23 protein-coding genes are annotated in these 26,092 nt (G+C 65.8%); 13 read left to right on the plus strand and 10 right to left on the minus strand.

Translation table 11 applies throughout. The features are described 5' to 3' along the window. Window positions 1-1,493: AAA domain-containing protein (locus HGB10_06305; GenBank protein NTU71413.1), on the plus strand; the 1,493-nt coding region annotated here is incomplete at its 5' end. A 12-nt stretch (window positions 1,494-1,505) separates the two neighbouring features. Here HGB10_06305 and HGB10_06310 read toward each other — a convergent pair. Continuing rightward, window positions 1,506-2,903 carry a citrate/2-methylcitrate synthase gene (locus HGB10_06310; protein ID NTU71414.1) on the minus strand — a complete coding sequence of 466 codons (1,398 nt, stop codon included), beginning with the start codon at window positions 2,901-2,903 and terminating at the stop codon, window positions 1,506-1,508. Between the two features lie 245 nt (window positions 2,904-3,148). On the opposite strand from HGB10_06310, the gene HGB10_06315 reads away from it, so the two are divergent. From HGB10_06315 to cydB, 3 genes are read left to right on the plus strand one after another with little or no spacing between them, the layout of a single operon-like run. Continuing rightward, a complete protein-coding gene (locus tag HGB10_06315) occupies window positions 3,149-3,541 on the plus strand; it encodes an Rrf2 family transcriptional regulator (protein NTU71415.1) in 393 nt (130 codons plus the stop codon). Window positions 3,542-3,566: 25 nt separating this feature from the next. After that, window positions 3,567-4,937 carry a cytochrome ubiquinol oxidase subunit I gene (locus tag HGB10_06320; GenBank protein NTU71416.1) on the plus strand — a complete coding sequence of 457 codons (1,371 nt, stop codon included), beginning with the start codon at window positions 3,567-3,569 and terminating at the stop codon, window positions 4,935-4,937. A gap of 13 nt (window positions 4,938-4,950) precedes the next feature. Continuing rightward, window positions 4,951-5,988 carry a cytochrome d ubiquinol oxidase subunit II gene (gene cydB / locus HGB10_06325; protein ID NTU71417.1) on the plus strand — a complete coding sequence of 346 codons (1,038 nt, stop codon included), beginning with the start codon at window positions 4,951-4,953 and terminating at the stop codon, window positions 5,986-5,988. A gap of 140 nt (window positions 5,989-6,128) precedes the next feature. On the opposite strand, the gene HGB10_06330 is transcribed toward cydB, so the two are convergent. Next, window positions 6,129-7,307: an MFS transporter gene (locus HGB10_06330; protein ID NTU71418.1), complete on the minus strand. Its 1,179-nt coding sequence runs from the start codon at window positions 7,305-7,307 to the stop codon at window positions 6,129-6,131. Window positions 7,308-7,457: 150 nt separating this feature from the next. Here HGB10_06330 and HGB10_06335 point away from each other — a divergent pair, with 150 nt between their 5' ends. Continuing rightward, window positions 7,458-8,138 (plus strand): DUF2461 domain-containing protein, encoded by a 681-nt coding sequence (locus HGB10_06335; GenBank protein NTU71419.1) that lies wholly within the window; start codon window positions 7,458-7,460, stop codon window positions 8,136-8,138. A 63-nt stretch (window positions 8,139-8,201) separates the two neighbouring features. Here HGB10_06335 and HGB10_06340 read toward each other — a convergent pair whose 3' ends face one another. After that, window positions 8,202-8,708: a GNAT family N-acetyltransferase gene (locus HGB10_06340; GenBank protein ID NTU71420.1), complete on the minus strand. Its 507-nt coding sequence runs from the start codon at window positions 8,706-8,708 to the stop codon at window positions 8,202-8,204. Continuing rightward, window positions 8,705-9,292 carry a flavin reductase family protein gene (locus HGB10_06345; protein ID NTU71421.1) on the minus strand — a complete coding sequence of 196 codons (588 nt, stop codon included), beginning with the start codon at window positions 9,290-9,292 and terminating at the stop codon, window positions 8,705-8,707. The genes HGB10_06340 and HGB10_06345 overlap by 4 nt, the downstream gene beginning before the upstream one ends. A 365-nt stretch (window positions 9,293-9,657) precedes the next feature. Between HGB10_06345 and HGB10_06350 the strand changes: the two genes are divergently transcribed. The 7 genes from HGB10_06350 (at window position 9,658) to HGB10_06380 (ending at window position 18,235) form a co-directional block, all read left to right on the plus strand. Further along, the gene (locus HGB10_06350; protein NTU71422.1) at window positions 9,658-10,959 is read left to right on the plus strand and encodes a bifunctional O-acetylhomoserine aminocarboxypropyltransferase/cysteine synthase; all 1,302 of its coding nucleotides are present in this window, start codon (window positions 9,658-9,660) and stop codon (window positions 10,957-10,959) included. Between the two features lie 3 nt (window positions 10,960-10,962). After that, entirely contained in the window at window positions 10,963-12,144 is a 1,182-nt protein-coding gene (locus HGB10_06355; GenBank protein ID NTU71423.1) for a homoserine O-acetyltransferase, read from the plus strand. Further along, window positions 12,141-12,764, plus strand: coding sequence for a methionine biosynthesis protein MetW (metW, locus tag HGB10_06360; protein ID NTU71424.1), 624 nt, complete (start codon window positions 12,141-12,143; stop codon window positions 12,762-12,764). Before HGB10_06355 ends, metW begins: the two co-directional genes overlap by 4 nt. Window positions 12,765-12,905: 141 nt before the next feature. Next, a complete protein-coding gene (gene rsgA / locus HGB10_06365; protein NTU71425.1) occupies window positions 12,906-13,916 on the plus strand; it encodes a ribosome small subunit-dependent GTPase A in 1,011 nt (336 codons plus the stop codon). Then, the gene (locus tag HGB10_06370; GenBank protein NTU71426.1) at window positions 13,917-14,651 is read left to right on the plus strand and encodes an ABC transporter ATP-binding protein; all 735 of its coding nucleotides are present in this window, start codon (window positions 13,917-13,919) and stop codon (window positions 14,649-14,651) included. Between the two features lie 7 nt (window positions 14,652-14,658). Beyond that, entirely contained in the window at window positions 14,659-17,061 is a 2,403-nt protein-coding gene (locus tag HGB10_06375) for an ABC transporter permease (GenBank protein ID NTU71427.1), read from the plus strand. A 43-nt stretch (window positions 17,062-17,104) separates the two neighbouring features. Further along, window positions 17,105-18,235: a pyridoxal-phosphate dependent enzyme gene (locus tag HGB10_06380; GenBank protein NTU71428.1), complete on the plus strand. Its 1,131-nt coding sequence runs from the start codon at window positions 17,105-17,107 to the stop codon at window positions 18,233-18,235. On the opposite strand, the gene HGB10_06385 is transcribed toward HGB10_06380, so the two are convergent. The 5 genes from HGB10_06385 to HGB10_06405 all read right to left on the minus strand — a co-directional run bounded on the left by HGB10_06385 (window position 18,232) and on the right by HGB10_06405 (window position 23,496). After that, window positions 18,232-19,410, minus strand: a complete 1,179-nt coding sequence (locus HGB10_06385; protein ID NTU71429.1) for a GGDEF domain-containing protein — start codon at window positions 19,408-19,410, stop codon at window positions 18,232-18,234. The genes HGB10_06380 and HGB10_06385 overlap by 4 nt on opposite strands. 137 nt (window positions 19,411-19,547) lie before the next feature. Beyond that, a complete protein-coding gene (locus HGB10_06390) occupies window positions 19,548-19,976 on the minus strand; it encodes a hydrogenase maturation protease (GenBank protein NTU71430.1) in 429 nt (142 codons plus the stop codon). A gap of 45 nt (window positions 19,977-20,021) precedes the next feature. Further along, window positions 20,022-20,714 carry a hypothetical protein gene (locus HGB10_06395; protein ID NTU71431.1) on the minus strand — a complete coding sequence of 231 codons (693 nt, stop codon included), beginning with the start codon at window positions 20,712-20,714 and terminating at the stop codon, window positions 20,022-20,024. A gap of 80 nt (window positions 20,715-20,794) precedes the next feature. Beyond that, window positions 20,795-22,366 (minus strand): nickel-dependent hydrogenase large subunit, encoded by a 1,572-nt coding sequence (locus HGB10_06400; protein NTU71432.1) that lies wholly within the window; start codon window positions 22,364-22,366, stop codon window positions 20,795-20,797. Then, window positions 22,363-23,496 carry a hydrogenase small subunit gene (locus HGB10_06405; protein NTU71433.1) on the minus strand — a complete coding sequence of 378 codons (1,134 nt, stop codon included), beginning with the start codon at window positions 23,494-23,496 and terminating at the stop codon, window positions 22,363-22,365. The genes HGB10_06400 and HGB10_06405 overlap by 4 nt, the downstream gene beginning before the upstream one ends. A 170-nt stretch (window positions 23,497-23,666) precedes the next feature. Between HGB10_06405 and HGB10_06410 the strand changes: the two genes are divergently transcribed. Continuing rightward, the gene (locus HGB10_06410; GenBank protein NTU71434.1) at window positions 23,667-24,713 is read left to right on the plus strand and encodes an aminotransferase class I/II-fold pyridoxal phosphate-dependent enzyme; all 1,047 of its coding nucleotides are present in this window, start codon (window positions 23,667-23,669) and stop codon (window positions 24,711-24,713) included. Here the strand turns inward: HGB10_06410 and HGB10_06415 are convergent. Further along, entirely contained in the window at window positions 24,706-26,046 is a 1,341-nt protein-coding gene (locus HGB10_06415; GenBank protein NTU71435.1) for a PQQ-dependent sugar dehydrogenase, read from the minus strand. The two genes, HGB10_06410 and HGB10_06415, sit on opposite strands and share 8 nt — an antisense overlap. Window positions 26,047-26,092: the final 46 nt, after the last annotated feature.

The following is a 26,092-nucleotide window of genomic DNA, read 5'->3' on the forward strand; positions in this document are numbered from 1 at the left end:
GCATCCAGGACGCGGCGCTGGTGGACGCGGCGCGCCTCTCGCACCGCTACATCGCCGACCGCTTCCTGCCCGACAAGGCCATCGACCTGGTGGACGAGGCGGCCAGCCGGCTGCGTATCGAGATCGACTCGATGCCGGTTGAGATCGACACGATCGAGCGCCAGCTCACCCAGCTCCAGATCGAGGAGATGGCGCTGTCCAAGGAGACCGACACTGCGAGTCTCGAGCGTCTCGAGGCACTGCGTGCCGAGATGGCCCAGGTCAACGAGACGGCGGCGGGCATGCGTGCCGCGTGGCAGAACGAGAAGGACGTCATCACGAGCGTCCAGCAGCTCACCGCCGATCTCGACGAGGCCCGAGGCGAGGAGGAGCGCGCGACTCGCGACGGCGACCTGACGCGGGCGGCCGAGCTTCGCTACGGGCGCATCCCGCAGCTTGAGGCCTCGATTGTCGAGGCCGACGAGAAGCTGAAGTTGCAGCAAGAGACCGGGGCGATGCTCAAGGAAGAGGTGACCGAGGAAGAGGTCGCCGAGGTCGTGAGCGCGTGGACCGGCGTGCCGGTCAGCCGCATGATGCAGGGCGAGATGGCCAAGCTCATGCAGCTCGAGGAAGTCCTCCACCAGCGTGTCGTCGGGCAGGACGAGGCTGTCTCGGCGGTTGCGGGTGCGATTCGGCGAAGCCGAGCCGGGCTCTCGGACCCCGATCAGCCAATCGGAAGTTTCCTGTTCCTCGGGCCCACGGGTGTCGGCAAGACCGAGCTCGCCAAGACACTCGCGTCGTACCTGTTCGACGACGAGCGCGCGATGGTGCGCATCGACATGTCGGAGTACATGGAGAAGTTCAGCGTCCAGCGCCTCATCGGCGCGCCCCCGGGCTACGTGGGGTACGACGAGGGCGGGCAGCTCACCGAAGCGGTGCGTCGCAGGCCCTACAGCGTCATCCTGCTCGACGAGATCGAGAAGGCGCACCCCGACGTGTTCAACGTGTTGCTGCAGGTGCTCGACGACGGGCGCCTCACCGACGGGCAAGGACGCATCGTCAGCTTCAAGAACGCGATCATCATCATGACCAGCAACGTGGGCAGCCAGTTCATCCAGATGTTTGCCGAGGGAGGCGCCTCGGAGGAAGAGCGCGACCGCATGCTCCAAGAAGCGTTGCGTGCGACCTTCAGGCCCGAGTTCCTCAACCGCATCGATGACGTCGTCACCTTCCACGCGCTCTCGCTCGACCAGATCGAGGCGATCGTGGAGTTGCAGCTCGAGCACGTCCGCGCACGCCTGGCTGAGCGCAAGATAGCGCTCGTGCTCACGGAGGCGGCTGTGGAGCGGCTCTCACTGGACGGCTTCGATCCGGTGTTCGGTGCGCGGCCACTCAAGCGCATGATCCAGCGCGAGGTCGTGGATCGCGTCGCCAAGGCGCTCATCGAGGGCCGCGTGCACGAGGGCGACACGGTGACCATCGGCGTGGGCGAGAGCGGCTACGAGGTGCAGTAGCAGAGGGTGCCGCTACCGCTTGGCGAACGGAACGTAGTCCTGCAACGGTGAAACGCTCTTGTACGCGGGGCGGATGATCTTGCCGCCGGCTGCGAGTTCTTCGAGGCGGTGTGCGCTCCAGCCCACGATGCGCGAGATCGCGAACAGCGGCGTGTAGAGCTCCGGCGGAATGTCGAGCATCCGATAGACGAAGCCTGAGTAGAAGTCGACGTTGGCGCTGACGCCCTTGTAGGCGCGACGGCGTGCCGCGACGATCATCGGCGCGATGCGCTCGACCCGCTCGTGCAGTTCGAACTCCTCCGAGCAGCCCTTCTCGGCGGCGAGCTTACGCGCGTAGTCACGCAGCAGGATGGCGCGCGGGTCGGAGACCGAGTACACCGCGTGCCCCATGCCGTAGACGAGTCCCGAGCGGTCGAAGCCCTGCTTGTCGAGCAGCCGGTGCAGGTAGTCCGAGATCTGCTGGTCGTCTTCCCAGTCGGTGAGGTTGTCCTTCATGTCGTCGAACATGCCGACGACCTTGAGGTTCGCACCGCCGTGGCGAGGACCCTTGAGCGAGCCCAGGGATGCCGAGATCGACGAGTAGGTGTCGGTACCGGTCGACGACACGACGTGCGTCGTGAACGACGAGTTGTTGCCGCCGCCGTGCTCGGCGTGGAGAACGAGCGAGATGTCGAGGATGAGCGCCTCGAGCGGAGTGAAGCTGGAGTTGGGGCGCAGCATGTGCAGGAAGTTCTCGGCGGTCGAGTACTCCGGCTCGGGGCGGTGGATGACGAGGCTCTTGCCGTGGAACTCGTCGAGGTAGGCCTGGTAGGCGTAGACGGCGAGCATGGGGAACTTCGCGATGAGGTGCAGACTCTGGCGCAAGACGTTGCGCGTCGAGGTGTCGTCAGCCGCAGCGTCGAGCGTGTACAGGCCGAGCACGCCTCGCATCATCGCGTTCATGATGTCGCGGCTCGGCATGCGCAGGATTCCATCGTGGATGAAGGAGCGGGGCATGCGTCGCATGTCCGAGAGGTACGCGTCGAACTCCTCGAGCTCTCCCTTGTCGGGAAGTGCTCCGAACAGCAGCAGGTAGGCCGTCTCCTCGAAGCCGTGCTGACCGCCGGCTACGAAGCCGTCGACCAGTTCGGTGACCTCGATGCCGCGGTACATGAGCTTGCCGGGGGCGGGAACGAGCTGGTCGCCCTCGGGGACGGTGCCGACGACGTCACCGATGCGTGTCAGGCCGGCGAGCACGCCCTTACCGGTCTGGTCGCGCAGGCCGCGCTTCACGTCGTACTCGACGTAGAGCGTCGGATCGACGGGGCACTGCTGCTCGGCGATCACAGTCCAGCTGTCCAGCGATGAGTCGCGGCCTCTCGGAACGGCAAGAGGTGCCGGGCACTTGTTCGTATCGGCGTCGGTCGCCATGGATTCCCCTCGTCTACCCCAGGTCGCAATCACTATGAAAGCGATAGATGCAATAAGTGTGTCTGCGTAGCGTAGCGGAAATGCGCGAGGTGAGGGAGGTGTGAGGCCCGCCCGCGGCAGAAGTGCGTGCCGAGCCCCCGGGTGTGGAGGCGCCGTCTCCCTCTTGCGCAATCGCTCTCACATAGGTATATGATACCGAAGGTATAGCAATTGGTTTGATCGGATGGGTTGAGTGGAGGCGGGCGTTGGAGGTCACAAGACGTACGGACTATGCGATCCGTATCCTGCTCGAGCTCGCACGCTGTGACGGTGGACCACTCTCAGTGCGTGAGCTCGCTGAGCGACAGGACGTACCGTACGCGTTCGCTCGTGGAATCCAGCGTGAACTCGGCGCGGCCGGGCTCATCGAGAGCCGTCGCGGTGCGCGCGGCGGCATTCTTCTCTCGCGCCCAGCCGACAAGATCACGTTGCGTGACGTCGCCGATGCCATGCAGGGCGACGTGTCATGTTCGGTTTGCTCGCGCGATGCCAACTGGTGCGATCGCATGTCCGAGTGCGAGGTTCACAAGGTTTGGCGCGAGGTAGACACCATGGTGGGGGATTATCTCTCTACCAAGTCCCTGGCGGGGCTGCTTTAGGAGGAAGGGAAGGTGATGAGGGGGAATGGACGCTGTAGCGCTCGCTAAGTTCCAGTTCGCGTTCACGGTCGCGTACCACTTCTTCTTCGTTCCGCTGTCGATCGGGCTTGGACTGGTGACGGTCCTGTTCGAGCGCGCGTACTACAAGAGCGGTAAAGAAGAAGACAAGGCGATGTCGACGCTGTGGATCAAGATATTCGCAGCCACCTTCGCCATCGGCGTGGCCACAGGCATCACGATGGAGTTCGCGTTCGGCACGAACTGGGCCTCGTACTCCCGGTTCGTCGGTGACATCTTCGGTGCACCGCTCGCTGCCGAGGGGTTGTTCGCGTTCTTCCTGGAGTCGACGTTCCTGGGTGTGCTGCTCTTCGGCCGCAACAAGGTGTCGAAGAAGTTCTACTACGTCTCAACGTGGCTCGTGTGGCTCGGTTCTCTGCTGTCCGCGCTCTGGATCATCATCGCCAACTCGTGGATGCAGACCCCGCGTGGTTACGAGGTCCAGATCGTTGATGGCGTTCGCAAGGCGGTCATGACCAACTTCTTCGCCGCCGGCTTCAACCCGTCGACGTGGCCGCGCTACTTCCATACCGTCAACTCCTTGATCATCACCGGTGGGATGATGGCTGCCGCAGTTGGCGCGTATCACCTACTGAAGGGTGAGCACAAGGATTTCGGTCGCCGTAGCATCTCGTACGGACTCATCATCGCTCTCATCGGCTCGATCGCGATGGGGCTCACCGGTCACTTCCAAGCAGTCGAGGTCGTCCAGCAGCAGCCGGTCAAGATGGCTGCCATGGAAGGCCACTGGGACACAGGCCCCATGCCGCTCGGCCTTGTCGGCTGGGTGGACACGGTCAACAAGAAGACCGTCGCCATCGAGATTCCCGGCGGCGTGAGCTTCCTCGAGAGCTTCACGTTCACCAAGCCGTTGCCGGGTCTGAATGACTTCTCGGCCGACCTGCATCCGCCGCTACAGGCGACGTATCAGACGTACCACCTCATGATCGTGGTGTTCTTGCTGCTGATCGTCGTGACCGCCTACTTCTGGTGGATCAACCGCACCGGCAAGCTCGAAGAGAAGCGCGGCCTGCTGAAGTTCCTCATGTGGGCGTGGCTGCTTCCCGAGATCGGCATCCAGATGGGTTGGGCTGCCGCCGAGATTGGCCGTCAGCCGTGGATCGTCACGCCGCCCATCGATAAGTTCCCCGACCCCGCATGGGGCCTCAAGACGGTCGACGCGGTCTCGAAGGTGGTTCCCGCCTACCAGATCGCCCTGACCATCGCGATCTTCTTCGTCATCTACGCGCTGCTGTTTGTGGGCTGGGCGCGCGTGGTGCTCAACATCATCAAGAAGGGCCCGCAAACGGCCGCCGCCTCGACCAAGACCGCAGAGTAGGGAGGGACACACGATGACTCACGAAGTTCTCGGCATCATCTGGTTCGTGCTCGTTGGCGTGCTCCTCGCCGGCTATGCGGTGTTCGACGGATTCGACCTTGGCGTCGGCACACTCCTTCCGTTCCTCGGCAAGTCGGCCGAGGACAAAGAGGTCATGCGCAGGTCGGTCGGACCGGTCTGGGACGGTAACGAGGTGTGGCTGCTTACCGGCGGCGGCGCGCTGTTCGCAGCGTTCCCGGCCGTGTACGCCACGGTGTTCTCGGGCTTCTATCTCGCGCTCATGCTCGTGCTTTTCGCGCTGATCTTCCGCGCCGTGTCCTTCGAGTTCCACGCGCACGATCCGGCGTGGGGCGGCGTCTGGGACTGGGCATTCACCATCGGGAGCGCGCTGCCGTCGTTGCTGTTCGGCGTGGCCGTGGGCAACATCGCGCTTGGAGTGCCGCTTGCCACTGATGGTGAGTTCGCCGGCAACTTCTTCACGCTGCTCGGCATCCACAACGGGTTCAACCCCTTCCAGCTCGTCATCGGCGTGCTTGGTCTTTCGATGATTCTGGTGCAGGGTGCGTCATGGCTCGCCGTGAAGTCTGAAGGCGACCTCTACAAGCGTACGGTGGCCATGCGCTCGACGCTGGCGTGGGCGTTCACCGCGCTTGTCGTTGTGGCTACCGCCGTCACCGCACTGTTCGCGAAGAACGTGTTTGCGAACGTCACCGGTTCGATCGTCGGCTGGGTGTTCGTCGCGCTGCTGGTGGTCTCGATCGCCTGGGGTCGCCTGTCGATGAACGGCGGCAAGGACCTCTCGGCGTGGTACGCGATTTCGCTGTCCGCCGTGTCGCTCGTCGGCATCTGGGCAGCTTCGATCTTCCCCAACCTGGTACCGAGTCTGGGGCCGGGCGCACCGCTCACGATCGCTAGCACAATGTCATCGCAGCTCACGCTGACCGTGATGCTCATCATCGCGGCGATCGGTGTGCCGCTGGTTCTGTTCTACATCTTCCTCGTCTACCGTGTGTTCGCCGGTAAGGTCCGGCTGGATAGCGAGGGCTACTGATCTCGATGCGCGAGGGGCCGTGCCTGCGGTTCTGAGCGCTTGAGGATGGCGCGCTTGTCGGCCTAGGGGTCGGCAGCGCGAACGAGAACGGCTCGGGCAGGGGTCCGAGCCGTTCTTCGTATTCCTGGGGACGGGGTGCTCTACTCGGCGGGCACCGAGTGCGCCGCCACCGGGATCTCGCGCGGCGGCAGCGGTGCGTCGGGGCGCTGGATGAGGCGACGGTAGGCGAACGGGACGATCATCAGCGTCAGTGCGCCAGCCAAGACGCCCGGCCCCCAACCCGCAACGCCGAGAAGGAGCCCCGCCACGAATGGCGCCGGGATGCGCGTGAGCGACCCCGTGGCGGTCGACAGGCCGATGACGCCGCCGACCTCATCGGGATAGACCGACTTGGTGAGCGCGCTGCCCAGGATGGTGTTGGCGACCGCCATTCCGAGCGACAGGAACGGCATGAGGGCGGCCAAGACCACGAGGTTCGGCGAGAATCCCCACGCGAGCAGCATCACCGCGGCGAGAAGTGTCGACCAGGTGATGAGCTGCGGGTCGGAGAAGCGCTTGGTCAGGGGCTTGATGAGGACGAGCTGGATGATGACCGAGATGACGCCCACGTAGGCGAGGAACAGCCCGTTCTGAGTCGCAGTCAATCCGAGTGCGTTGGCGGCCCACAGGGAGAAGCCGCCCTCGAAGACCGCGAACGTGAAACCAATGACGATGCGGACGGCCATGAGCGGACCGACTCGTGGAAGCGACAGCGTCGAGCCGAGCTCACGGATGCTGAACCCCTTTGCCGGCTCGGCCTTGACCGCGGCGCGGCGCTCGGCCGAGAGCGACTCGGGCAAGACAAATGCGACGAGCAGCAGGTTTCCGAGGGCGAGGGCCGCCGCGGTGAACGGCGCGACCATCTGGCCGTACTGCGAGAGCACGCCGCCGGTTGCAGGTCCCAGGATGAAGCCGATGCCGAACGCAGCGCCCACGAGGCCGAACGCCTGGCCGCGGTCCTTCTCGTCGGTCACGTCCGTCATGTATGCCTGGGCGACGCTGATGTTGCCGCCGGTGATTCCGTCGATCATGCGGCTGGCCAGCAGCATCCACAGCGACTTCGACAGGCCGAGCAGCACCAGTGCGCATGCTGTGCCTGCGATCGAGAGAAGGAGCACCGGCTTGCGGCCCCACACGTCGGACAGGCGGCCGAGCGCCGGCGCAGCGATCACCTGCATGAGCGGGTAGCTCGAGAAGATCAGGCCGGCGATCGCGGGGGACGCACCGAACTGCGTCGCGTAGTAGGGGAGGAGCGGCAACACGAGCGAGAAACTCAGCATGTCCACGAGCACGATGCCGAAGATGATGAGCAGGCGGCGGTTCTTCACAGGGCTCCTTGGGTTCTGCGCGCCGATCGCGGCCCGCTCGTGGGAACATACCCGAGTACGCGTAAGCGCGACACCCCGCTCGGGCAGACCAGGAGGCAGAGCATGACATTCGACGGATTCTCGGCGGGGACGCTTTCGTTCCTGCGCGAGCTGGCGGCCAACAACGAGCGTGAGTGGTTCACCGAAAACCGAGCACGATTCGACGGTGAGCTGCTCGATCGCCAGAAGGCGTTCGTGGACGCGGTGGGGGTGGCGTTTGCGGCGGTGGACCCGCGGGTGCAGTGCGTGCCTGCGGTGAACCGCTCGATCTTCCGTATCAACCGCGACACACGTTTCGCCCGCGACAAGTCGCCGTACAAGACCTACTCGGACATGTGGTTCTGGATCGGTCCCGACCGCAAAGGCGCTGCTGGCTACTTCGTTCGCATCGTCCCCGAGGGCATATGGGTGGGTGGCGGCGCTCACTGGCTCGCGCCCGAGCACCTCGCCCGGCTGCGTGCGGCGATCATTGCTCCCGCGACGGGTGAAGAGCTTGCTGCGATGCTCGACGGACTGACTGCCGAGGGCTACGAGCTGGGCGACAAGACGCTCGCGCGCGTGCCGGCGGGATTCTCGGCAGAGTCACCCCGAGCCGAGCTGCTCAAGTACACCGCGGTGCACGCGATCGAGAAGACCGAACCGGTGCCGCCGGAGTTCGCTGGGCCCGAGTTCGTCGACTGGTGCATGGAGCGTTTCCTGCGTACCAAGCCGCTTGTTGACTGGCTCGCCGACGCGATTGCGTAGCACAGCGCTCGTCGCGGTGGGGCCGCTCCTCGCCAGGGTGCAGAGGCGGCGTCGCGCACGCGATCAGCGGCAGGAGCGTGCGGCTCGTCCGCGCTTTGAGAGCGTCACGAGTTCGACACCCGGCGCGATCTCGACCGTGCCCTCGCGCACATACCCGAGCGACTCGTAGAGCGACAACGCCGCGCCGTTGCGCATGCCGGTGAAGAGCTCGAAACGAGGTACGTCGGGGTAGGCGTCCTCGAGGGCCGTCATCAGTGCTCGTGCGATTCCGCGGCCTCGAGACTCTTCGAGGACGGCGAGGCGCCGCACCATCAGCGTGCCGCCCTCGACCGTCTCGCCGCGGACGGTACCGACCGGCACGCCTTGCATCTCGGCGACCAGCGTCACGTCCCCGGCGTCGAAGGTGGCTTCGATGTCGGCTGCGGACTCATGGAGGGGCGGGATGTCCCCGAACACGGCCGCCTCCGTCTGAAACGACTCGCGCACGATCGCGGCGAGGAGCCGGGCCTCACTGCGCACAGCGAATCGGACCGAGAACGGCGTGCGCGGCTGCGATTCCGCATCGGTCACTCGGGCGATCCTTTGCGGAACTCGTTTCCGATCTTGTATGCGTCGTGAAGCTTTGGTCCGAGGCCGCGGTACTCGCGCGCCCCCGCGATGTAGATTAGCGGGTCGAGATCGTCCATCTCGACTACGTTGGCGCCCTCACGCAGCAGGCGTTCTTCGGCATGCGCCTCCACAATCTCGCCGAACACGACCACGTACTCGCCGACCTCCACCTCGTGCGTGGTGCGACACTCGATGTTGTACGGGCACTCCTCGATGATCGGGGCGCCCACCACCGAGGAGCGCGCCAGCGTCAGGCCGGTCGCCTCGAACTTATCGGCGGTGCCGCCTGAGACGATCCCGCAGTAGTCGACCTGAGCGGCGAGCGCGGTGTCCGGGATGTTGACGGTGAACTCACCGCCGGTCTCGCGGATGAGCTCCAGCGTGCGGCGCGTCTTGCGCAGGCCCATGGCGATGGTGGGAGGTGTTGAGGAAACGACGTTGATCCACGCGACCGCGAGTGTATCGGCCAGCTCCATCGTGCCTCCCACGACAAGCACGCACGGCATGGGGAAGAGCCGCTCTACGGCTCCGAGTCGCTGCTTCATGGTGATTCCTTCCTCGGCGCAGGCCGGTGCGAATCCGAGGATACCCCTGTTGCGCTCCTCACACGCGTCGCTTCCGCCCCTCGAAGGTGCGGATTCGTTCCTTGACGCTCCAATCGGTGAGGCCGTAAGGTGTGCGGAACTTCGATGTGGCCGGTGTGCCGGCCCCGAGTGCTTCAAGGAGGTGTGATCGAGCAATCATGGTTCGCCCGTCTGAGTTCGTGACGATGATGGACATGATGATGACCCAGCCCGGGTCTATCGGCGTATGCGCCGGATCCGGGCGGCCTTCGGCCGACCTTCGCGCTTAGAGCCAAGGTTGGGTATCGTCCCCATCAGACACGCACTCAGGAAAGAGGCTGGTAGCCATGAGCGACTCGACCACCCCGCGTTTCGACACCATCGCAATCCACGGCGGAGCATCGCCTGACCCCACGACCGGCTCACGCGCCGTCCCGATCTATCAGACGGTCGCCTACAACTTCAAGGACACGGACCACGCCGCAGACCTCTTCGGCCTGCGTGCCTTCGGCAACATCTACTCACGCATCATGAATCCGACCAACGACGTGCTCGAGCAGCGCGTCGCAGCGCTCCACGGCGGCTCGGCGGCCCTGGCCCTGTCCTCGGGTCACGCGGCAGAGGTTCTCGGCCTGCTCAACGTCACCAACACCGGCGGAAGCGTCGTCGCCTCGACGTCGCTGTACGGCGGCACCTGGAACATCTTCCTGCACACCTTCCGGCGGCTCGGTATCGCCGTGCGTTTCGTGGAGCCGACCGACGTGGCCGGTTTCGTCGCCGCGACCGATGACACCACGACCGCGTGGTTCGTCGAGACGATCGGCAACCCGCGCCTCGACGTCCCCGACTTCGATGCGCTTGCGGCAGCCGGCCGTGAGCTGGGCGTACCGCTGTTCGTCGACAACACGTTCGCGACCCCGTACCTGTTCCGCCCGTTCGATCACGGCGCAGCGGTGGTCATCGAGTCACTCACCAAGTGGCTCGGCGGTCACGGCACGTCGCTCGGTGGCATCCTTGTCGACGGCGGCAACTTCGACTGGAGTCAGGGCCGTCACCCCGAGTTTACTGAGCCCGATGCGAGCTACCACGGCCTGAAGTTCTGGGACGTCTTCGGTGACTTCCCGGGCCTCGGCAACGTCGCCTTCGCGATCCGCGCGCGGGTCAACCTGCTCCGAGACCTCGGTAGCTCGCTCTCGCCGTTCAACGCGCAGCAGTTCCTGCTCGGCGTCGAGACGCTCTCGCTTCGCGTGCAGCGCCACAGCGACAACGCGCTCGCCGTCGCGAAGTACCTCGAGAGCCACCCCAAGGTCGCCTGGGTCGCATACCCGGGGCTCGAGGCCCATCCCACGCATGCGAACGCCAAGAAGTACCTCACGAACGGCTACGGCGGCGTCGTCGTGTTCGGCGTGAAGGGCGGGCTCGATGCCGGCAAGACGCTCATCAACGGCGTCGAGCTGTTCTCACACCTCGCCAACGTGGGCGATGCGAAATCACTTATCATCCATCCTGCGTCGACCACGCACTCACAGCTCTCCCAAGAGGAGCTTGTGAAGGCGGGTATCGGCGATGACTTCGTCCGCCTGTCCGTCGGCATCGAGAACATCGAGGACATCCTCGCCGATCTCGAGCAGGCGCTGGAAAAGGTGTAACGCGTGACTCACGCTGATGCCCGTGGCGCGGCGGCCGGTGGGCCGCCCGCCTCGGGACTCCTGACATGCTCGTTGTCCGAAGGGCTCGACCTCGTGTCGGGTCGTCGGCTTGAGCACGTCGATATCGCCTACGAGACGTGGGGCGAGCTCGACGCGACCGGGACCAACGCGATCCTCATCTGCCATGCCTTGTCGGGCGACAGCCACGTGGCCTCCGGGCTGGATAAGCGTGGTGCCGAGAAGCCCGGCTGGTGGGAGGTCATGGTCGGTCCCGGCATGGCAATCGACACCGAGAAGTACTTCGTCATCTGCAGCAACGTGCTTGGCGGGTGTTCCGGGACGACGGGTCCCGCTTCGATCGATCCCACGACCGAGACGCCCTACGGGCGGAGATTCCCCCTCGTCACCGTCGAGGACATGGTCGACACCCAGGCAGCGCTGCTCGACCGGCTGGGCGTGAAGACGCTGCTCGCCGTCGTCGGCGGTTCGATGGGCGGCATGCAGGCGCTCGCGTGGGCCAAGCGCTATCCGGAGCGCGTGCGCACCTGCGTCGGCGTGGCCACCACCCCTCGGCTCGGCGCGCAGGCCATCGCGTTCAACGAGGTTGGACGCCAAGCGATCCTCGGCGACCCCAACTTCGCAGGCGGTGACTACTACGGCGGTGCAGAGCCCGAGCACGGTCTCTCGATCGCGCGCATGGTCGGCCACATCACGTATCTGTCGGACGAGTCGATGCGCGACAAGTTCGGCCGCCAGTTGCGCGACCGCGACGATCTCGCGTTCGACTTCGTGACCGAGTTCCAGGTCGAGAGCTACCTGGCGCACCAGGGGCGCCGATTCGTCGAGCGCTTCGATGCGAACACCTACCTCTACATGACCAAGTCGATGGACTACTTCGATCTCGCAGCGGGACACCGTTCGGTCGCCGAGGCGCTTGCCGAGACGCCCGTTCGCTTCCTCCTGCTCACCTTCTCGAGCGACTGGCTGTTCCCCACGTACCAGACCAAGGGGCTCGTCGACGCGATCCGTCGCGCGCGCGGTGAGGTCAGCTTCGCCGAGATCGAGAGCCCGTACGGGCACGACGCCTTCCTGCTCGAACCCGAGGAGCAGCGCCGCTACATCGAACCGTTCCTCACGCGCGCACTCACCGAGGCGCTCGCGCAGGCGGGAGGTGAGCCCTCGTGACCGCAGTCGATCAGCTCCGCGCAGACCTACAACTCGTCAGCTCGCTCGTGCCGCAGGGCAGCCGCGTGCTCGACCTGGGCTGCAGCGACGGCTCGCTCATCGCGCACCTGCGTGACGAGCGCGGCTGCGACGTACGGGGCATCGAGCTCGGCCCCGCAGAGATCGCCGCAGCGATCGAGCGCGGGCTCTCAGTCGTCCAGGCCGACCTCGACGAGGGCCTCTCGGGATACCCCGACCACGCCTTCGACGTCGTGGTGCTGTCGCAGACGCTGCAGGTCGTGCGCAACCCTGCACTCGTGGTTCGAGAGATGCTTCGCGTGGGCGAGCGCGCGATCATCACGTTCCCCAACTTCGGTCACTGGCGCGTACGTGGGTATCTGGCGTTCAAGGGCCGTATGCCGGTCTCGGAGTCGATTCCGTTCTCGTGGTACGACACGCCCAACATCCACCACACCACGCTCAAGGACTTCCGCGACTTCGTCGCCGCCAACGGTGGGGAGATCGAGCAGGAGATTCCACTCTCCGGCGGAGACTCGTGGCAGGCGGTGCGACGGGTGTCGTTCCTGCCCAACCTCTTCGCCGACACGTCGATTGCTGTGGTGTGCGCGGCGCGTCGCTAGCATCCGACTGCCAATCGGGTTCGCACGCGCTATGCTTGGCGGGTGCCTGAACCCGATCACATCGAAGCGCCCACACTCGTCGAACTCGGCTGGACCGAGCGCGAGACTGCGCTGTTCGCGCCCTATGCCGACGCCGGCTTCATCCCCGGCAGGGTCAGCCGAGTCGACCGTTCGCTGCCGCTCGTCGTCACCGAGGCGGGTTCTCGGCGGGCCGAACCGGCGACGCACTTGCTCAAGGACGGCGGCATCGATGCGCGGGCAGTGGTGGGCGACTGGGTCGCGCTTGCGGTGCCCGAGGGCCACGACCAGGCGATCATCGAGGCCGTGCTGCCGCGCACGAGCGCGTTCGTGCGCAAGGATCCCGGCGAGCAGACCGACGAACAGGTGCTTGTCGCAAATGCGACCATCGTCTTCGTGGTGCAATCACTCTCAGGCAAGGGCATCAACATGCGCCGACTCGAGCGCGAGCTCGTGCTCGCATGGGAGAGCGGTGCCCGGCCGGTGGTCGTGCTCTCGAAGGCCGACATCGCCGAGGACATCGACTACCAGCGCGGGCTGGCCGAGGAGGTCGCTCCGGGTGTCGACGTGATCGTGGAGAGCGCCATCACCGGAGTCGGACTCGACGAGATTCGCGCGTGCCTGGGACCTGGTGTGACCGCGGCGCTTCTCGGCGGGTCGGGTGTGGGCAAGTCGACGCTGGTCAACCGGCTCGTGGGCGGCGAGGTCCAAGCAACGAAGTCGGTGCGCAAGAGCGATGACAAAGGCCGACACACCACCGTGGCGCGCGAGATCGTGCTCGTGCCCGGTGGGGGCGTCATCATCGATACACCGGGGATGCGGGCGGTCGCGTTGTGGGACGCCGAGGACGGCATCGCGAGCGCGTTTCCCGACATCGACGCGCTCGCGGCTCACTGCAAGTTCACCGACTGTGCGCACGAGAGCGAGCCGGGTTGCGCGGTCATCGCTGCGGTCGAAGCGGGCGAGTTGCCGCAGCGTCGACTCGACAGCTATCGGTCGCTGCGGGCGGAGCTCAACGAACTCTCAAGGCGGCAGGATCAGAAGGCCTGGGCCGAGAAAGAACAGACGAAGAAGTCGATCGCCAAGGCTGCCAAGAGCTACTTCAAGGGGCACCCCGGGAAGAAGAATCGCTAGATGCCTGAACCGCTCATGCGACTGACCGACGTGGTCAAGGTCTACGACACCGGAGAGGTGCCGTTCACTGCGCTGCGCGGCATCAACCTCGACGTGAACGCCGGGGAGTTCGTGGGGCTGATCGGCAAGTCGGGCAGCGGCAAGACCACGCTCATCAACATGATCACCGGCATCGACCGGCCCACTTCGGGCAAGGTGGTCATCGACGGCACTCCGGTACACAAGCTCAACGAGAACCAGCTTGCCCAGTGGCGCGGCAAGACCATCGGCGTGGTGTTCCAGTTCTTCCAGCTGCTGCCCACGCTCACGGTCATCGAGAACGTCATGCTCCCAATGGACTTCTGCCGCATGTACGCCCCCGAGGAGCGGCCCGAGCGCGCGCTTGCGCTGCTCGAGGCGGTCGAGATGGCGGATCAGGCGTACAAGCTGCCCGCGGCGCTCTCCGGCGGTCAGCAGCAGCGCGTCGCCATCGCGCGTGCGCTCGCAAACGATCCGCCGGTGCTTGCCGCCGATGAGCCCACCGGCAACCTCGACTCCAAGACCGCCGACGCGGTGTTCGGGCTGTTCGAGCGGCTCGTGGACGCCGGAAAGACCATCATCATGGTCACCCACGACAACGACATCGCGCAGCGGGTGCGCCGAAGCCTGCACGTTCACGACGGCGAGATCATCGAGGAGCGCATCCTGCGTCTGAGTGACGAGCTCGCCGAGGAACTCGCCGAAGAGCGGGGCTGAGCCGGCGATGGGGCTCGCACCGCGCTGGCGCAAGGTCGTCCGCGACCTGACCGGGCACCGACTCAAGACCGCGCTCGTGGTCATCTCGATCGCCGTGGGCATCTTCTCGGTAGGGGTGGTGATGGGTGGCCGAGGCGTGCTTACGCGTGAGTTCGACACCGACTACCTGTCGTCGCGCGCTCCGTCCGCCGAGTTCATCACGAGCGACTTCGACGAGTCGCTGCTGCGCGCGGTCGCCAGGCGCAGCGACGTGCTCGGCGCCGACGCGCGCAGGCAGTTCGCGGTGCGCTATTCGGACGCGGCGCAACCCGCGTCTTCCTCGGCGGGCTGGCCCACGATGCAGGTCTGGGGCCTGCCTGACTTCGAGGACATCTCGGTGCAGAAGCTCACGCGTGAGCAGTCGACGTCGTGGCCGCCGGGACCGGGCGAGATCGTGCTTGAGAAGAGCGTGCTGCTCGTCAAGAAGCTTGAGATCGGGCAGACGATCGTCGTCGAGACCGATGACGGCACGCGGGTGCCGCTGCGGATCGTCGGCTACGCGCACGACATCAACGCGGTACCGACGAAGTTCTCGGACGTGGCGGTTGGGTACACATCCATGCCCGCGCTCACGGACCTCAAGGAGCCCGAGAAGTTCAACTACCTCGGCATCTCGCTCGACCCGTCGCTCTCGCAGGCGGCGGGCAGCCGCATCGCCGTCGACATCCGCGATCGCGTGCTCGCTCCCGCCGGCGTACAGGCGTATCGCACGACCGTTCCCAAGCCGGGGAGCCACTTCCTGGGTGACATCTTCAAGGCGCTGTCGCTGCTGCTGCTGGCGCTTGGCGTGATGGCGCTTGCGCTCTCAGGGTTCCTCGTCGTCACGACCATCTCGGCGCTCATGGCGCAGCAGATCAAGCAGGTCGGTGTCATGAAAGCCGTTGGCGGACGAGCGAGCCAGGTCATGGGCATGTACTTGACGCTCGTCGGGATCTACGGGGTGCTGGCGGTCGCCGTGGGCATGCCGCTGACGCTGTGGGGCGGCAAGTGGTTCACCGAGTACGCGGCCGGTCTGCTCAACTTCCGGCTCACGAGCGTCACGCCGCCCGCGTACGTCATCGCGATCGAGATCGCGGTGGGACTGCTCGTTCCGCTGCTGGCGGCGGTCGTCCCGGTGCGGGCCGGCTCTCGGACAAGCGTTGTCACCGCGCTGTCTGCGACGGGTGTATCGGCGGACTTCGGCAACGGGCTGGTCGACCGCGCCCTCGGGCTCATCCGCGGGCTGCCGCGCCCGGTGGCGCTGTCGCTGCGCAACACGTTCCTGCGCAAGGGTCGGCTCGCGATGACGCTGCTTACGCTCACGCTCGCGTCGGCGGTCGTCATGGCGGTGCTCACCGTTCGCACGTCGACGCTACAGACTGTCGATGACATCGCGGCGTTCTGGGTCTACGACGCGCTCGCGTACTTCAGCGACCCCGAGCCCGGCGTCGACGTCGAGCGTGAGGCTGCGAAGGTGCCCGGTGTGACGGCTGTGGAGATCCGCCGCAACTCGAGCGCATCGCTTAAGCGCCCCGACGGAAGTGAGAACCAGGGAATCGACGTGATCGGACTGCCTTGGGACAGCACGTTCATCAACCCGACACTCGCTGATGGCCGATGGCTCGAATCCGGCGATGACCATGGCATCGTCATCAACACCGATGTCGTGAAGGACCAGCCCAACCTCGACGTCGGAGACACGGTGCGCCTCACCATCCGTGGCGCTGACACCGACTGGAAGATCGTTGGAATCGCATCCGGTCAGATGCGCGGGCCGATGATCTTCGTCGACAGGTCGGCGCTCGACGCGGCCATCGACGGCGGGGGCGGTGTCACGCGTGTGCTCGTGAAGACCGACATCCACACCTCGGCGGAGCAGCAGAAGGTCGCATCGGATCTGGAGGACCGACTCTCCGACGCCGGCTTCTCGGTCAGTGGGTCGGAGACGCAGATCGCCTGGAAGGATGCGATCGCGAGCCAGCTCGGCATCCTCGTGACGTTCCTCGTCATCATGGCGGCGCTTCTGTCGATCGTGGGTGTGATCGGCCTGACCGGGACGATGACGATCAATGTGCTCGAGTCCACGCGTGAGATCGGAGTCATGCGCTCGATCGGCGCGAGCCACGGCTCGATCTTCAATATCTTCATCACCGAGGGCGTGGTCGTGGCGCTCATGGCGTGGGGGATGGGCGCGGTGTTGTCGTGGCCGCTCTCGATGTGGCTCGTAAGCGCGTTGGGCGGTGCGATGTCGCTGCCGCTGGCATACAAGTTCTCGTGGGGCGGCGTGGGCCTGTGGCTCGTCTCCGTGCTGGTGATCGCGGTTGTCGCGAGTCTCGTGCCTGCATGGAACGCTTCACGGGTGAGCGTGCGCGACGCGATCGCCTACGAATAGGCTCGCGCCAGACTGTCCGGCGTCCCAACAGAGAGGTGCTCTCGTGAGCCTGCCGATCATCGAGCGTCACCCCGGGTTCGCGAACCTGCCGCGCGTGGCGCTGTGCGATCTGCCTACGCCCGCCGAAGCGCTCGACCTGCCCGGGGAGATCGCAGATCGGTTCCACGCGCTGTACGTGAAGCGCGACGACCTCACCAGCGCCGCGTACGGCGGCAACAAGGTGCGCAAGCTCGAGTTCCTGCTCGGCGAGGCAATCGAGCAGGGGGCGCGCACGACGCTGACGTTCGGTGCGTATGGCTCGAACCACGCGCTGGCGACCGCGGTGTTCTCGCGACGGTTGGGCCTCGAGCCGCACGCGGTGCTCTCCCCACAGGCTCCGGGCCCGTTCGCAGCGGCGACGCTGCGCGCGCACGCCGGGCTCGGCACCGTCATCCACCTCGTCGACGGCTGGGACGGCGCGCGTGAAGCGGTGCGCGCCAAGCAGGCGCTCGAGCGACGCGACGGCATCGCGCCGTGCGTCATCCCGATGGGTGGCACGAGCGCACTCGGCGCGATGGGCTACGTGAACGCCGCGTTCGAGCTGGTTGCGCAGGCGCACGCTGGCGAGCGACCTGTTCTCGGCGGACTGCTGACGATGCGCGGTGACGGTGGGGCGGTCATCGAGCCCGACGTCGTCTACGTCGCGGCCGGCACGCTCGGCACGGCCGTCGGCCTGGCCATCGGCTTCGCAGCGGCCGGTCTCGACACGCGAGTCGTCGCGACGCGCGTCACGCCCGACAGCGTCGCCACGGACGCCATCGCCGAGAAGCTCGCCGCCGACACGATCGCGCTGGCCCGCTCGCTCGATGCCGGCTTCCCGCCGCTGACGCCGGTCGATCTCGCGCTGGAGCTGCGCCACGACTGGTTTGAACCCGGCTACGGCGTCGTCACCCCCGAGACCACCGAGGCGGTCGAGCTCGCGCGAGCGGCGGGACTGACTCTCGAGACGACGTACACCGGCAAGGCGTTCGCGGCGATGATCGCGGATGCGCGTGCGGGCGACCTGCTCGGCAGCCATGTGGTGTTCTGGGACACCTACAATTCGGCGCCGATGCCGCAGGCCGGGCCCGTTGCGGCGCTGCCGGCACAGCTGCGGGAGTACGTGGCGCAGTGCGACAGGCTGTTCGGGACCTAGTCGGCGGGGCTGGGTGCGACGCTTCCTTGCATCCCCGCGTGCCCGACGCCGAATGCCCCTTCTGCGAACCCCTGCGCCTTGGCTTGCGCCTTGGCCGCGTACATCCTCGAATCTGCGGCGAGGCGGACCTTCCAGAGCTCGCCATCGGCCGACGTGGCGGCGCCCATAGAGAGTGAGACCGCCGGCGCCCCGCCGTCCGCACGCTCAGAGAGGTGGTCGCGAATGCGCGCCATCGCTTGGTCTGCGTCGTGTGAGTCCGTCTCCGGCAGCAGAATCGAGAACTCGTCTCCGCCCACTCTCGCGAGCACGTCTTCGTTTCGAACGACGGTGGACAAGGCCGTGGCCGCCTCGATGAGCAGCTGGTCGCCAGCCGCATGGCCCTGCTCGTCGTTGACCGTCTTGAGGCCGTCTATGTCGCAGACGATGATGCTGACGGGTACGGCGCGGGTCGCCTCGAGCCGCGCCAGCTCGGCGTCGAAGAAACGCCGGTTGAACAGCCCGGTCAGCTCGTCGCGGATCGTCAGTTCGCGAAGCTCCTGCTCGATGATGTGTCGTCGAGCGATTTCGCATCGGGCGGTTGCCAGGCTCTCGCGCGCGGCCGTCGCGAGCATCCACACGGCGTAGGCTGTCGCCGGAAAGATGATGGCCGCCGCCACCAGTTCGCTCGGTGTCGGCACATGACTGCTTGGGCCACCAATCCATCCGGTCATGCTCTCGACTGCGAGCAGTACCGCCGAGAGCCCCGCGAAGATTGCGGTGAGTACGAACGGCCTGGTCTCCAATGTCATCCCTGCCCAGATCACGATGACCGGGTAGGCGAACGTCGCCGGGTCATGAAGGCCGTTACCGCGCAGCCCTGTGACGGTCACGAGCGAGATCGCAGTGATCACAATGATCAGCGTGGCCGCACCCAGCAACCCCTTGCGCACGCAGGCGTAGGCGATCACGAAGCCCACGGCTGCCAGCGCGGGCGGCCACGCCATCGAGTACTGCGAGGTCAAGAGCGCGAACAGCGCTGCCAGGCCCGCACCGCACAGAGCGATAGGGAGCGCCCGTAGATGCGTCTTCCTCAGGCGCTCGTGCTCGAGTTCGTCGAAGTCGGGTGGCTCGGTGATGTCGTTGTGCGGTGTGACTGCCGGGTCGCAGGGCGCATACGATGATTGGTCTTCGCTCAACTCGGCATACCCCCTTTGACTACCACTTGGCTCATACCCGCATGAGCCCACTTGCCCACGCTCAGAGCAGATGAAAGCGTGCGAGTTCGCGGCAAAGCACCGGGATGTGCCTGCGGGGATGAGCTGTGCGGGCCGCGCTACTTCTGCTCGGCCAGCCGCCGCGCTTCGGCCGCGACCATCTCGGCCACCTCCGGCACCACTGCCTCCACCTCGGGCGTGAGCGTCTCGAAGCCGCAGGTGATGTCGCCGATCTGAACGGCGAAGATGATCACGTCCGCGCAGCCGCCCTGAAGGCGTGAAGCGAACATGATCGCAGGCACCGAGAGCCCGTGGCTCGTGTGAGAGCGCAGCGACGTGATACCGACATCGTCGGGGTCGAACCGGTAGACGGAGCCGGGGGTGTCGTCTGCCGCGATCGCATCGACCACGACCACGGAGTCGTACTCCATGAAGTGCCTGGTAAGCGCCATGCCGTCGGTGCCGCCACTCACGACGGCGACGTCGGCGCCCAGATCACGCGAGGCCAAAGCCTCAGCGACCCGGACGCCGACGCCGTCGTCGCCCATCAACGTGTTCCCGATCCCTATGATGCAGACTCGGGACACGTCCCCCTAGACCTTCTCGGCCCGTACGCCACCGCTGGTATCGGCAGTGTCGTAGTCACCCGCGACTCGCAGGTCCTCGGGCACGGAACGCCACAGCATGATGCTCGCCTCGGCCGGGTCTTCGACCACCACGAGGTACAGATGGATCATGAAGAACATGATCAGGATCCACATCGTGAGGTAGTGCCACAGCCGGACGACGTTTTGCCCACCGAGCAGGTTCGTGAACCACAACATCGCCTCGGCAGTCGGCGTGAACAGCGCGAACCCCGTAAGTGCCATCACAAGGATGCCAAGCGGGAACAGCGCCACATACGTCATCTTCTGCAGCGGGTTGTACTTCACGGTGTGCGGGCGGGTCTTGCGCAAGAACAGGTAGTACTTGATCCACTCGGGCATCGATTTGAGGTCATCGAGCGTGAGCGCGAAGAACTTCCAGTCACGATGCCGAACGAGTCCGCCCAAGGCGGCCGTTCCCGCTCCGAAGAACGCCCAGTAGATGCGTACGACCGTGGTGAGCACGAACACGTACATCGCCACGAAGTGCACCTGGCGGATGGTGCCCAGCGCCCCGATCCAGTTCGTGTGCGCGTGGATCTGCAGTCCTGTCGCGATCAGCACGAAGAAGGAGAGCAGGTGTGCCCAGTGCAGTAACACGGCGGGCAGTGGGTGCTCGAGCCGTGTGAACTTGTGGGACATGCTTCCACCTCCTTCTAGCGGACCTTGAACTCGAGGACGCGGTTGGTTGTCGGTTCAATCACGTGAACCGCGCACGCCATTCAAGGATCGAATGTGTGGACCGTCCGCAGGAGCTCGAGCGGCTTGGTCGGATCGACGACCGGGGTCCCGACAAGTGCCTCTTCGACCGGGCCGCGCACGCCGTTGTCGTCGCGCGGGGCGAGGTTCCAGTTGCTCGCCGGGACCGTTGCGTACTTGGCGACCTTGCCGTCCTTTGTGCGGCAGTAGTGCGACAGCGCGCCGCGCGGTGCATCGTACCCGCTCGCGCCTTCGCCCTCGGCCATGAGGTTCGGCTCGGTGAAGCACTCGTAGTCGCCGGCCTTCATGTTGGCCAGCAGCTGGTTGCCCCACTCGGCGGCCTTGTCGCAGTTGACGCGCGCCTTGATGACGCGAGCAGCGACGCGACCGAGGTTGGACACGAGCACCTCGGGGTGGCCCGTCTGACCGATCGCGGCAAGCACGCCGTCGACGTAGGCCACGACGTCCTTTTGACCTGCTACGTAGGCGACGAGCACCTCGGAGAGCGGGCCCACCTCCATCGGGACGTCCTTGCCGGCCGGGCTCGGATAGCGAGCCGCCCGGGTCCAGTCGTACTTGCCCGATGGCATGTCGGGTCCGTCGATGGCCGGCCACTGCGTGAACTCGATCTCCTTCTGGCCGACATCGAACGGGTGCTGACCTGCGCCCATCGAGTCCTTGTAGTAGCTGTGCTTCGTGTAGAGCTTGATGTCGTTCGGGTCACACTTCTCGTTCTTGAGCTGCTTGTCGAAGATCGCGCCGCGCGGGAAGACCCGCTTGTACGGATCCTGGCTCTTGTCCTCGAGCAGGCCCCACGTCAGGAAGTTCCCGCAGCCCTGGCCGAACGTCGCGAGCTCGGGGAACGCACCGGCAACCGCGATGAGGTCGTTCCACATGACCTCCTCGGTGAACTGCTTCACGAGTGCCATCCGGTCGAGGTAGTACTTCACTTCTTCGAGGCTGGGCAGCTGGGTGATTCCACCGGCGGCCATGTTCATGATCATCGGGAACTTGCCTGCGATGACCGCGCACGCCTCGTTGGCCCACTGCTGCGCCTGGATCGACTGGATGTAGTGCTTCGTGAGCAGCAGGTCCACGTCCGGCGGCAGCACGTAGCCGGGGTGGTCCCAATAGTGATTCGAGAACGGGTTCGTCTGTCCCGATGTGGCGATGCGCTTGACCGTGTCCTGGATGCCGAGCAACTCGGGATCGGTGGTCTTGGCGTTGAGCACGTTGGGGACGTTGACGTAGTCGAACGCATTCAAGATGTAGAACCACAGGATCGAGTCGTAGCCGATCTGCGTCGCATCGAGCATGTTGCGCACGAGGCGAGCGTTGTCGGTGACCGTGTCGACGCCCATGGCCCGCTCAGCCGCGGTCGCCGAGTTGAGCGCGTGCGGGTTGGGACAGACGCCACAGATGCGCTGCGCGTATTGCCACGTGTCACGCGGGTCGACCGTCTCCATGAAGATCTCGAAGCCGCGGAACAGCGTGCAGGTGTTCCACGCATCCTTGACCTTGCCGTTCTCGACTTCAACGGTGATGCGCAGGTGACCTTCGATGCGAGTGATCGGGTCGATGACGACCTTCGTCATGACTGCTCACCACCTTCCGCGTCCTTCGCTTTGGGCTTGGCCGCGCCGTTCTCGCTCGGCCCGCCCTTGAACAGGCGACCCGTCGCGACTTGACCGACCAGATGCACGCCCAGTCCCACTCCTGTTGCGGCGGCAAGCCCGACGCCGATCTGCTGGGCCGAGAAGCCCTGGATCGCGGGAACCGGGATGTTGGGCACCGGCGCCGCGAGCGGGCTGAAGTCGTTCCAGAAGTTGTCCTCGGCGCATCCCGAGCAGGGCCCGGAGTTCACGCACCACGACACCCTACCGTTCCACTTGTTGATGGGGCAGGGAGCATGAGTGACCGGACCCTTGCAGCCGACCTTGTACAGGCACCAGCGCTTGCGAGAGCCCTCGTCGCCGAACTTCTCGACGAACTCGCCGGCCTCGAAGTGTCCGCGGCGCTCGCAGTTGTCGTGGATGAGCTGGTCGTAGAGGAAGAGCGGACGCGCGTGCGCGTCGAGCTCCGGCAGCTTGCCGTACACGAGGATGTAGACGAGTGTCGCGACGAGGTCGTCGCCGTGGCCGGGGCAGCGCGGCAGGTTGACGACTGCGGCATCCGGGATGCCGCCCTTGGTCCTGAGCCACTCGCCGACGCCCATGGCACCGGTCGGGTTGGGCGTGCGCGCCTGAACGTTGCCAAAGCTCGCGCACGAGCCGATGGCGATGACGCCCTTGGCCTTGGGGTAGTACTCCTTGAGAATCTCCTGAGCGGACCGTCCCGATACCGAGAACGCTTCTTCCATCTCGGATGGGACCGAGCCCTCGATGACCCAGTAGGTGCCCTCGTCAAAGGCGTCCTTGAAGGACTTCTCGGCTTCGAATCCTGCAGCAGCCATCGCAGCCTCGTTGTAGGCGAGCGAGATCTGCTGGAGGATCAACTGCGCGGGAGTCGGCGAGGTCGATTGCAGCAGCGCCACGGTGCACCCGAGACACTCCTGGAAGTCCGACCAGACCACCACGGGCAGCTTCGTAGCCTCCTCGATGGCGTTGGCCACTTGCGCCACCCCTGTCTGACCCAGACCGATAACGGTCGCGAGCCAGCCGCAGTACTTCAAGAAGTCGCGCCGTTCCAGGCCATAGATGGGGCTGGAGCGCTCCGTCTCGAGCATGCGAACACCTCCTTCGGGCACAGCGTCACACGCTTATGGTGCGACGCTTTGTCATTAGGGTTTGCTTACCCCTCGAAGCGTGTGCGCAATCGGTCGATTCAACTCGGTTCGGTGGGCGGCGTGTGCTACTTTCGGGACAGTGCGGCGAACCGGATGTCGGAGGCTGATTCATGGACGTGTGGAGAGGGTTCGGGAGCGACAACCACTCAGGGGTGCACCCCGAGGTCATCGCAGCGATCGCCGAGGCGAACACGGGCCACGCGCACGCGTACGGAGACGACCCCTGGACGCTTCGCGCCACCTCCGCGCTCCAGATCGAATTCGGAGAGCGTTCGCAGGTCGCGTTCGTATTCAACGGGACCGGAGCGAACGTCGTGGGTCTCTCGGCGGTGTGTCGTCCGTGGGAGAGCGTCATCTGCGCCGAGAGCGCGCACATCGCCACCGATGAGTGCGCGGCACCCGAGCACATCGCCAACGTGAAACTCGTGACGGTGATGACGCCCGACGGCAAGCTCACCCCCGAGCTCGTGAAGCCTGCTCTGACCGGCTTCGGCTTCGAGCATCATGCGCAGCCCAAAGTCATCAGCGTCTCGAACGTGAGCGAGCTTGGCACCGTGTACACACCCGATGAGCTGCGCGCGCTCGCGAACCTCGCGCACGAAAAGGGCATGCTGTTGCACGTCGACGGCGCGCGCATCGCCAATGCGGCGGTCGCGCTGGGCGCGTCGATCGCCGACCTCACGGTCAAGGCGGGCGTCGACCTCGTCTCGCTCGGCGGCACCAAGAACGGGATGCTCGCCGGCGAGGCCGTCGTGCTACTCGGCGATGCATGCACCGACACGCTACCCTACGTGCGCAAGCAGTCGGCGCAGCTCGCCAGCAAGATGCGGTTCGTCTCGGCGCAGTTCCTCGCGATGTACGGCACGGACCTGTGGCGCCGCTGCGCGACCAACGCCAACAACATGGCGCGCGCGCTGGCATCGGGTGCGTCCGCACGCGGGATCGAGATCGCGTTCCCGGTACTGGCGAACGAGGTGTTCGCGCTGCTCAAGGACGATGCGATCCCCGATCTGCAGGAGCGCTTCCACTTCTACGCGTGGGAGGAAGGGCTCGCCGAGGGCCGCTCGCTCGTGCGCTGGGTGACCTCGTGGGACACCGAGATGGGCGAAGTCAACGCACTGTTGGACGCGCTTGGCGAACTCGGCTCGGCTACTTAGCGGTGCCGGTCACCTGCAGCACAGAGCCGCGGTAGTCGACGAGGTACAGCTCACCGCGCTCATCGACGCCGAAGCTCGATGGCTGTCCCACGCTCGACAGGAGGCGTCGCTGCTCGGGGGTGCGCAGTGCGCTGCCGTCGGGAGCGCGTAGCCGGATGCCTGACACCCACCCGCCCACGAAGTCGCCGAACACGTACGTCCCACGCAGTGCCGGGAAGTCAGCGCCGCGGTAGACGTATCCGCCGGTCACCGACTCGCCGGTGGGGTGGTGGTAGTTGAACGTCGGCCACACGTACTTCGAGCTGCGTGAGCTTGCACCGACGAAGCTGCCTGACGGGAACCGGTGGAGTCCCTCGTAGCGCCGCCACCCGAAGTTCAGGCCACCCTTCGTCGCCCGCGAGTCACGCTTCGAAGCGGTCACGAAGTTGACCTCCTCGTATGCGTTCTGGCCGACGTCGCCAATCCACATCGTCCCGCCTGCGGGGTCAAACGAGAAGCGCCAGGGGTTGCGCACGCCCAGCGCCCAGACTTCTGGAGCAGGCTTGAGCGACGCCGTAATCGTCTTCTTCCAGGGGTTGTTGGCCGGAATGACGTAGGGCTTGGTCTTGCCGGCACGCGACACGTCGATGCGAAGAATCTTGCCGAGCAACACGTCCGGGTTCTGCGCCCGGTTGCCGGGGTCACCCCCGCTGCCGCCGTCGCCCATGCCGATGTAGAGGTAGCCGTCGGGGCCGAATCGCAAGCAGCCGCCGTTGTGATTCGCGTACGGCTGGCCGAGGGCGAGCATGCGCTTCGGCGTACCCCATGCGGGGGCGGAAGACGCAGGGTCCGGGGCCGTGTAGCGCATGATCGCGGTGTTGCCGCTGGTGTCGGTGTAGTCGACGTAGACCTGCCCGTCGGTCTCGAAGGTGGGCGAGAAGGCGATGCCGAGCAGACCGCGTTCACCGCCGGTCGAAACCTTCGCGCGTAGGTCGAGGTAGGGGGTCGGCAGCACCGTCCCGGACTCGATCACCTTGACGAGCCCGCCCTGCTCGACCACGAACAGCCGCCCGGAGCCATCGCCTGCGTTCGCGAGATCGACGGGACTTGTGAACCCGCTCCAGCGCGGCGCGAGTGCGAGCTGCAGGTTCGCCAGCGACACGGGCGACGTCGCCAGCGCGGCCGGGGCGGGGGCCGGTGATGTCGCGCTCGCGACCACCACGCCTGACGACGTGAGCGGTGCCGGGGACGCGCCGCCGGTGACGGAACCGGACCCCGCCGAGCAACCGGTGACGAGCACGCTCACCGCGAAAGCCGCCAGAACCAGGAACAAGAAGCCGGTGAACTCTCGCATTCGGCTCATGTGGGCGCGCCCTTTCGATCGTTTGTCTGCACCATGT

The organism is Coriobacteriia bacterium, assembly GCA_013334745.1.
GTDB lineage: Bacteria > Actinomycetota > Coriobacteriia > Anaerosomatales > JAAXUF01 > JAAXWY01.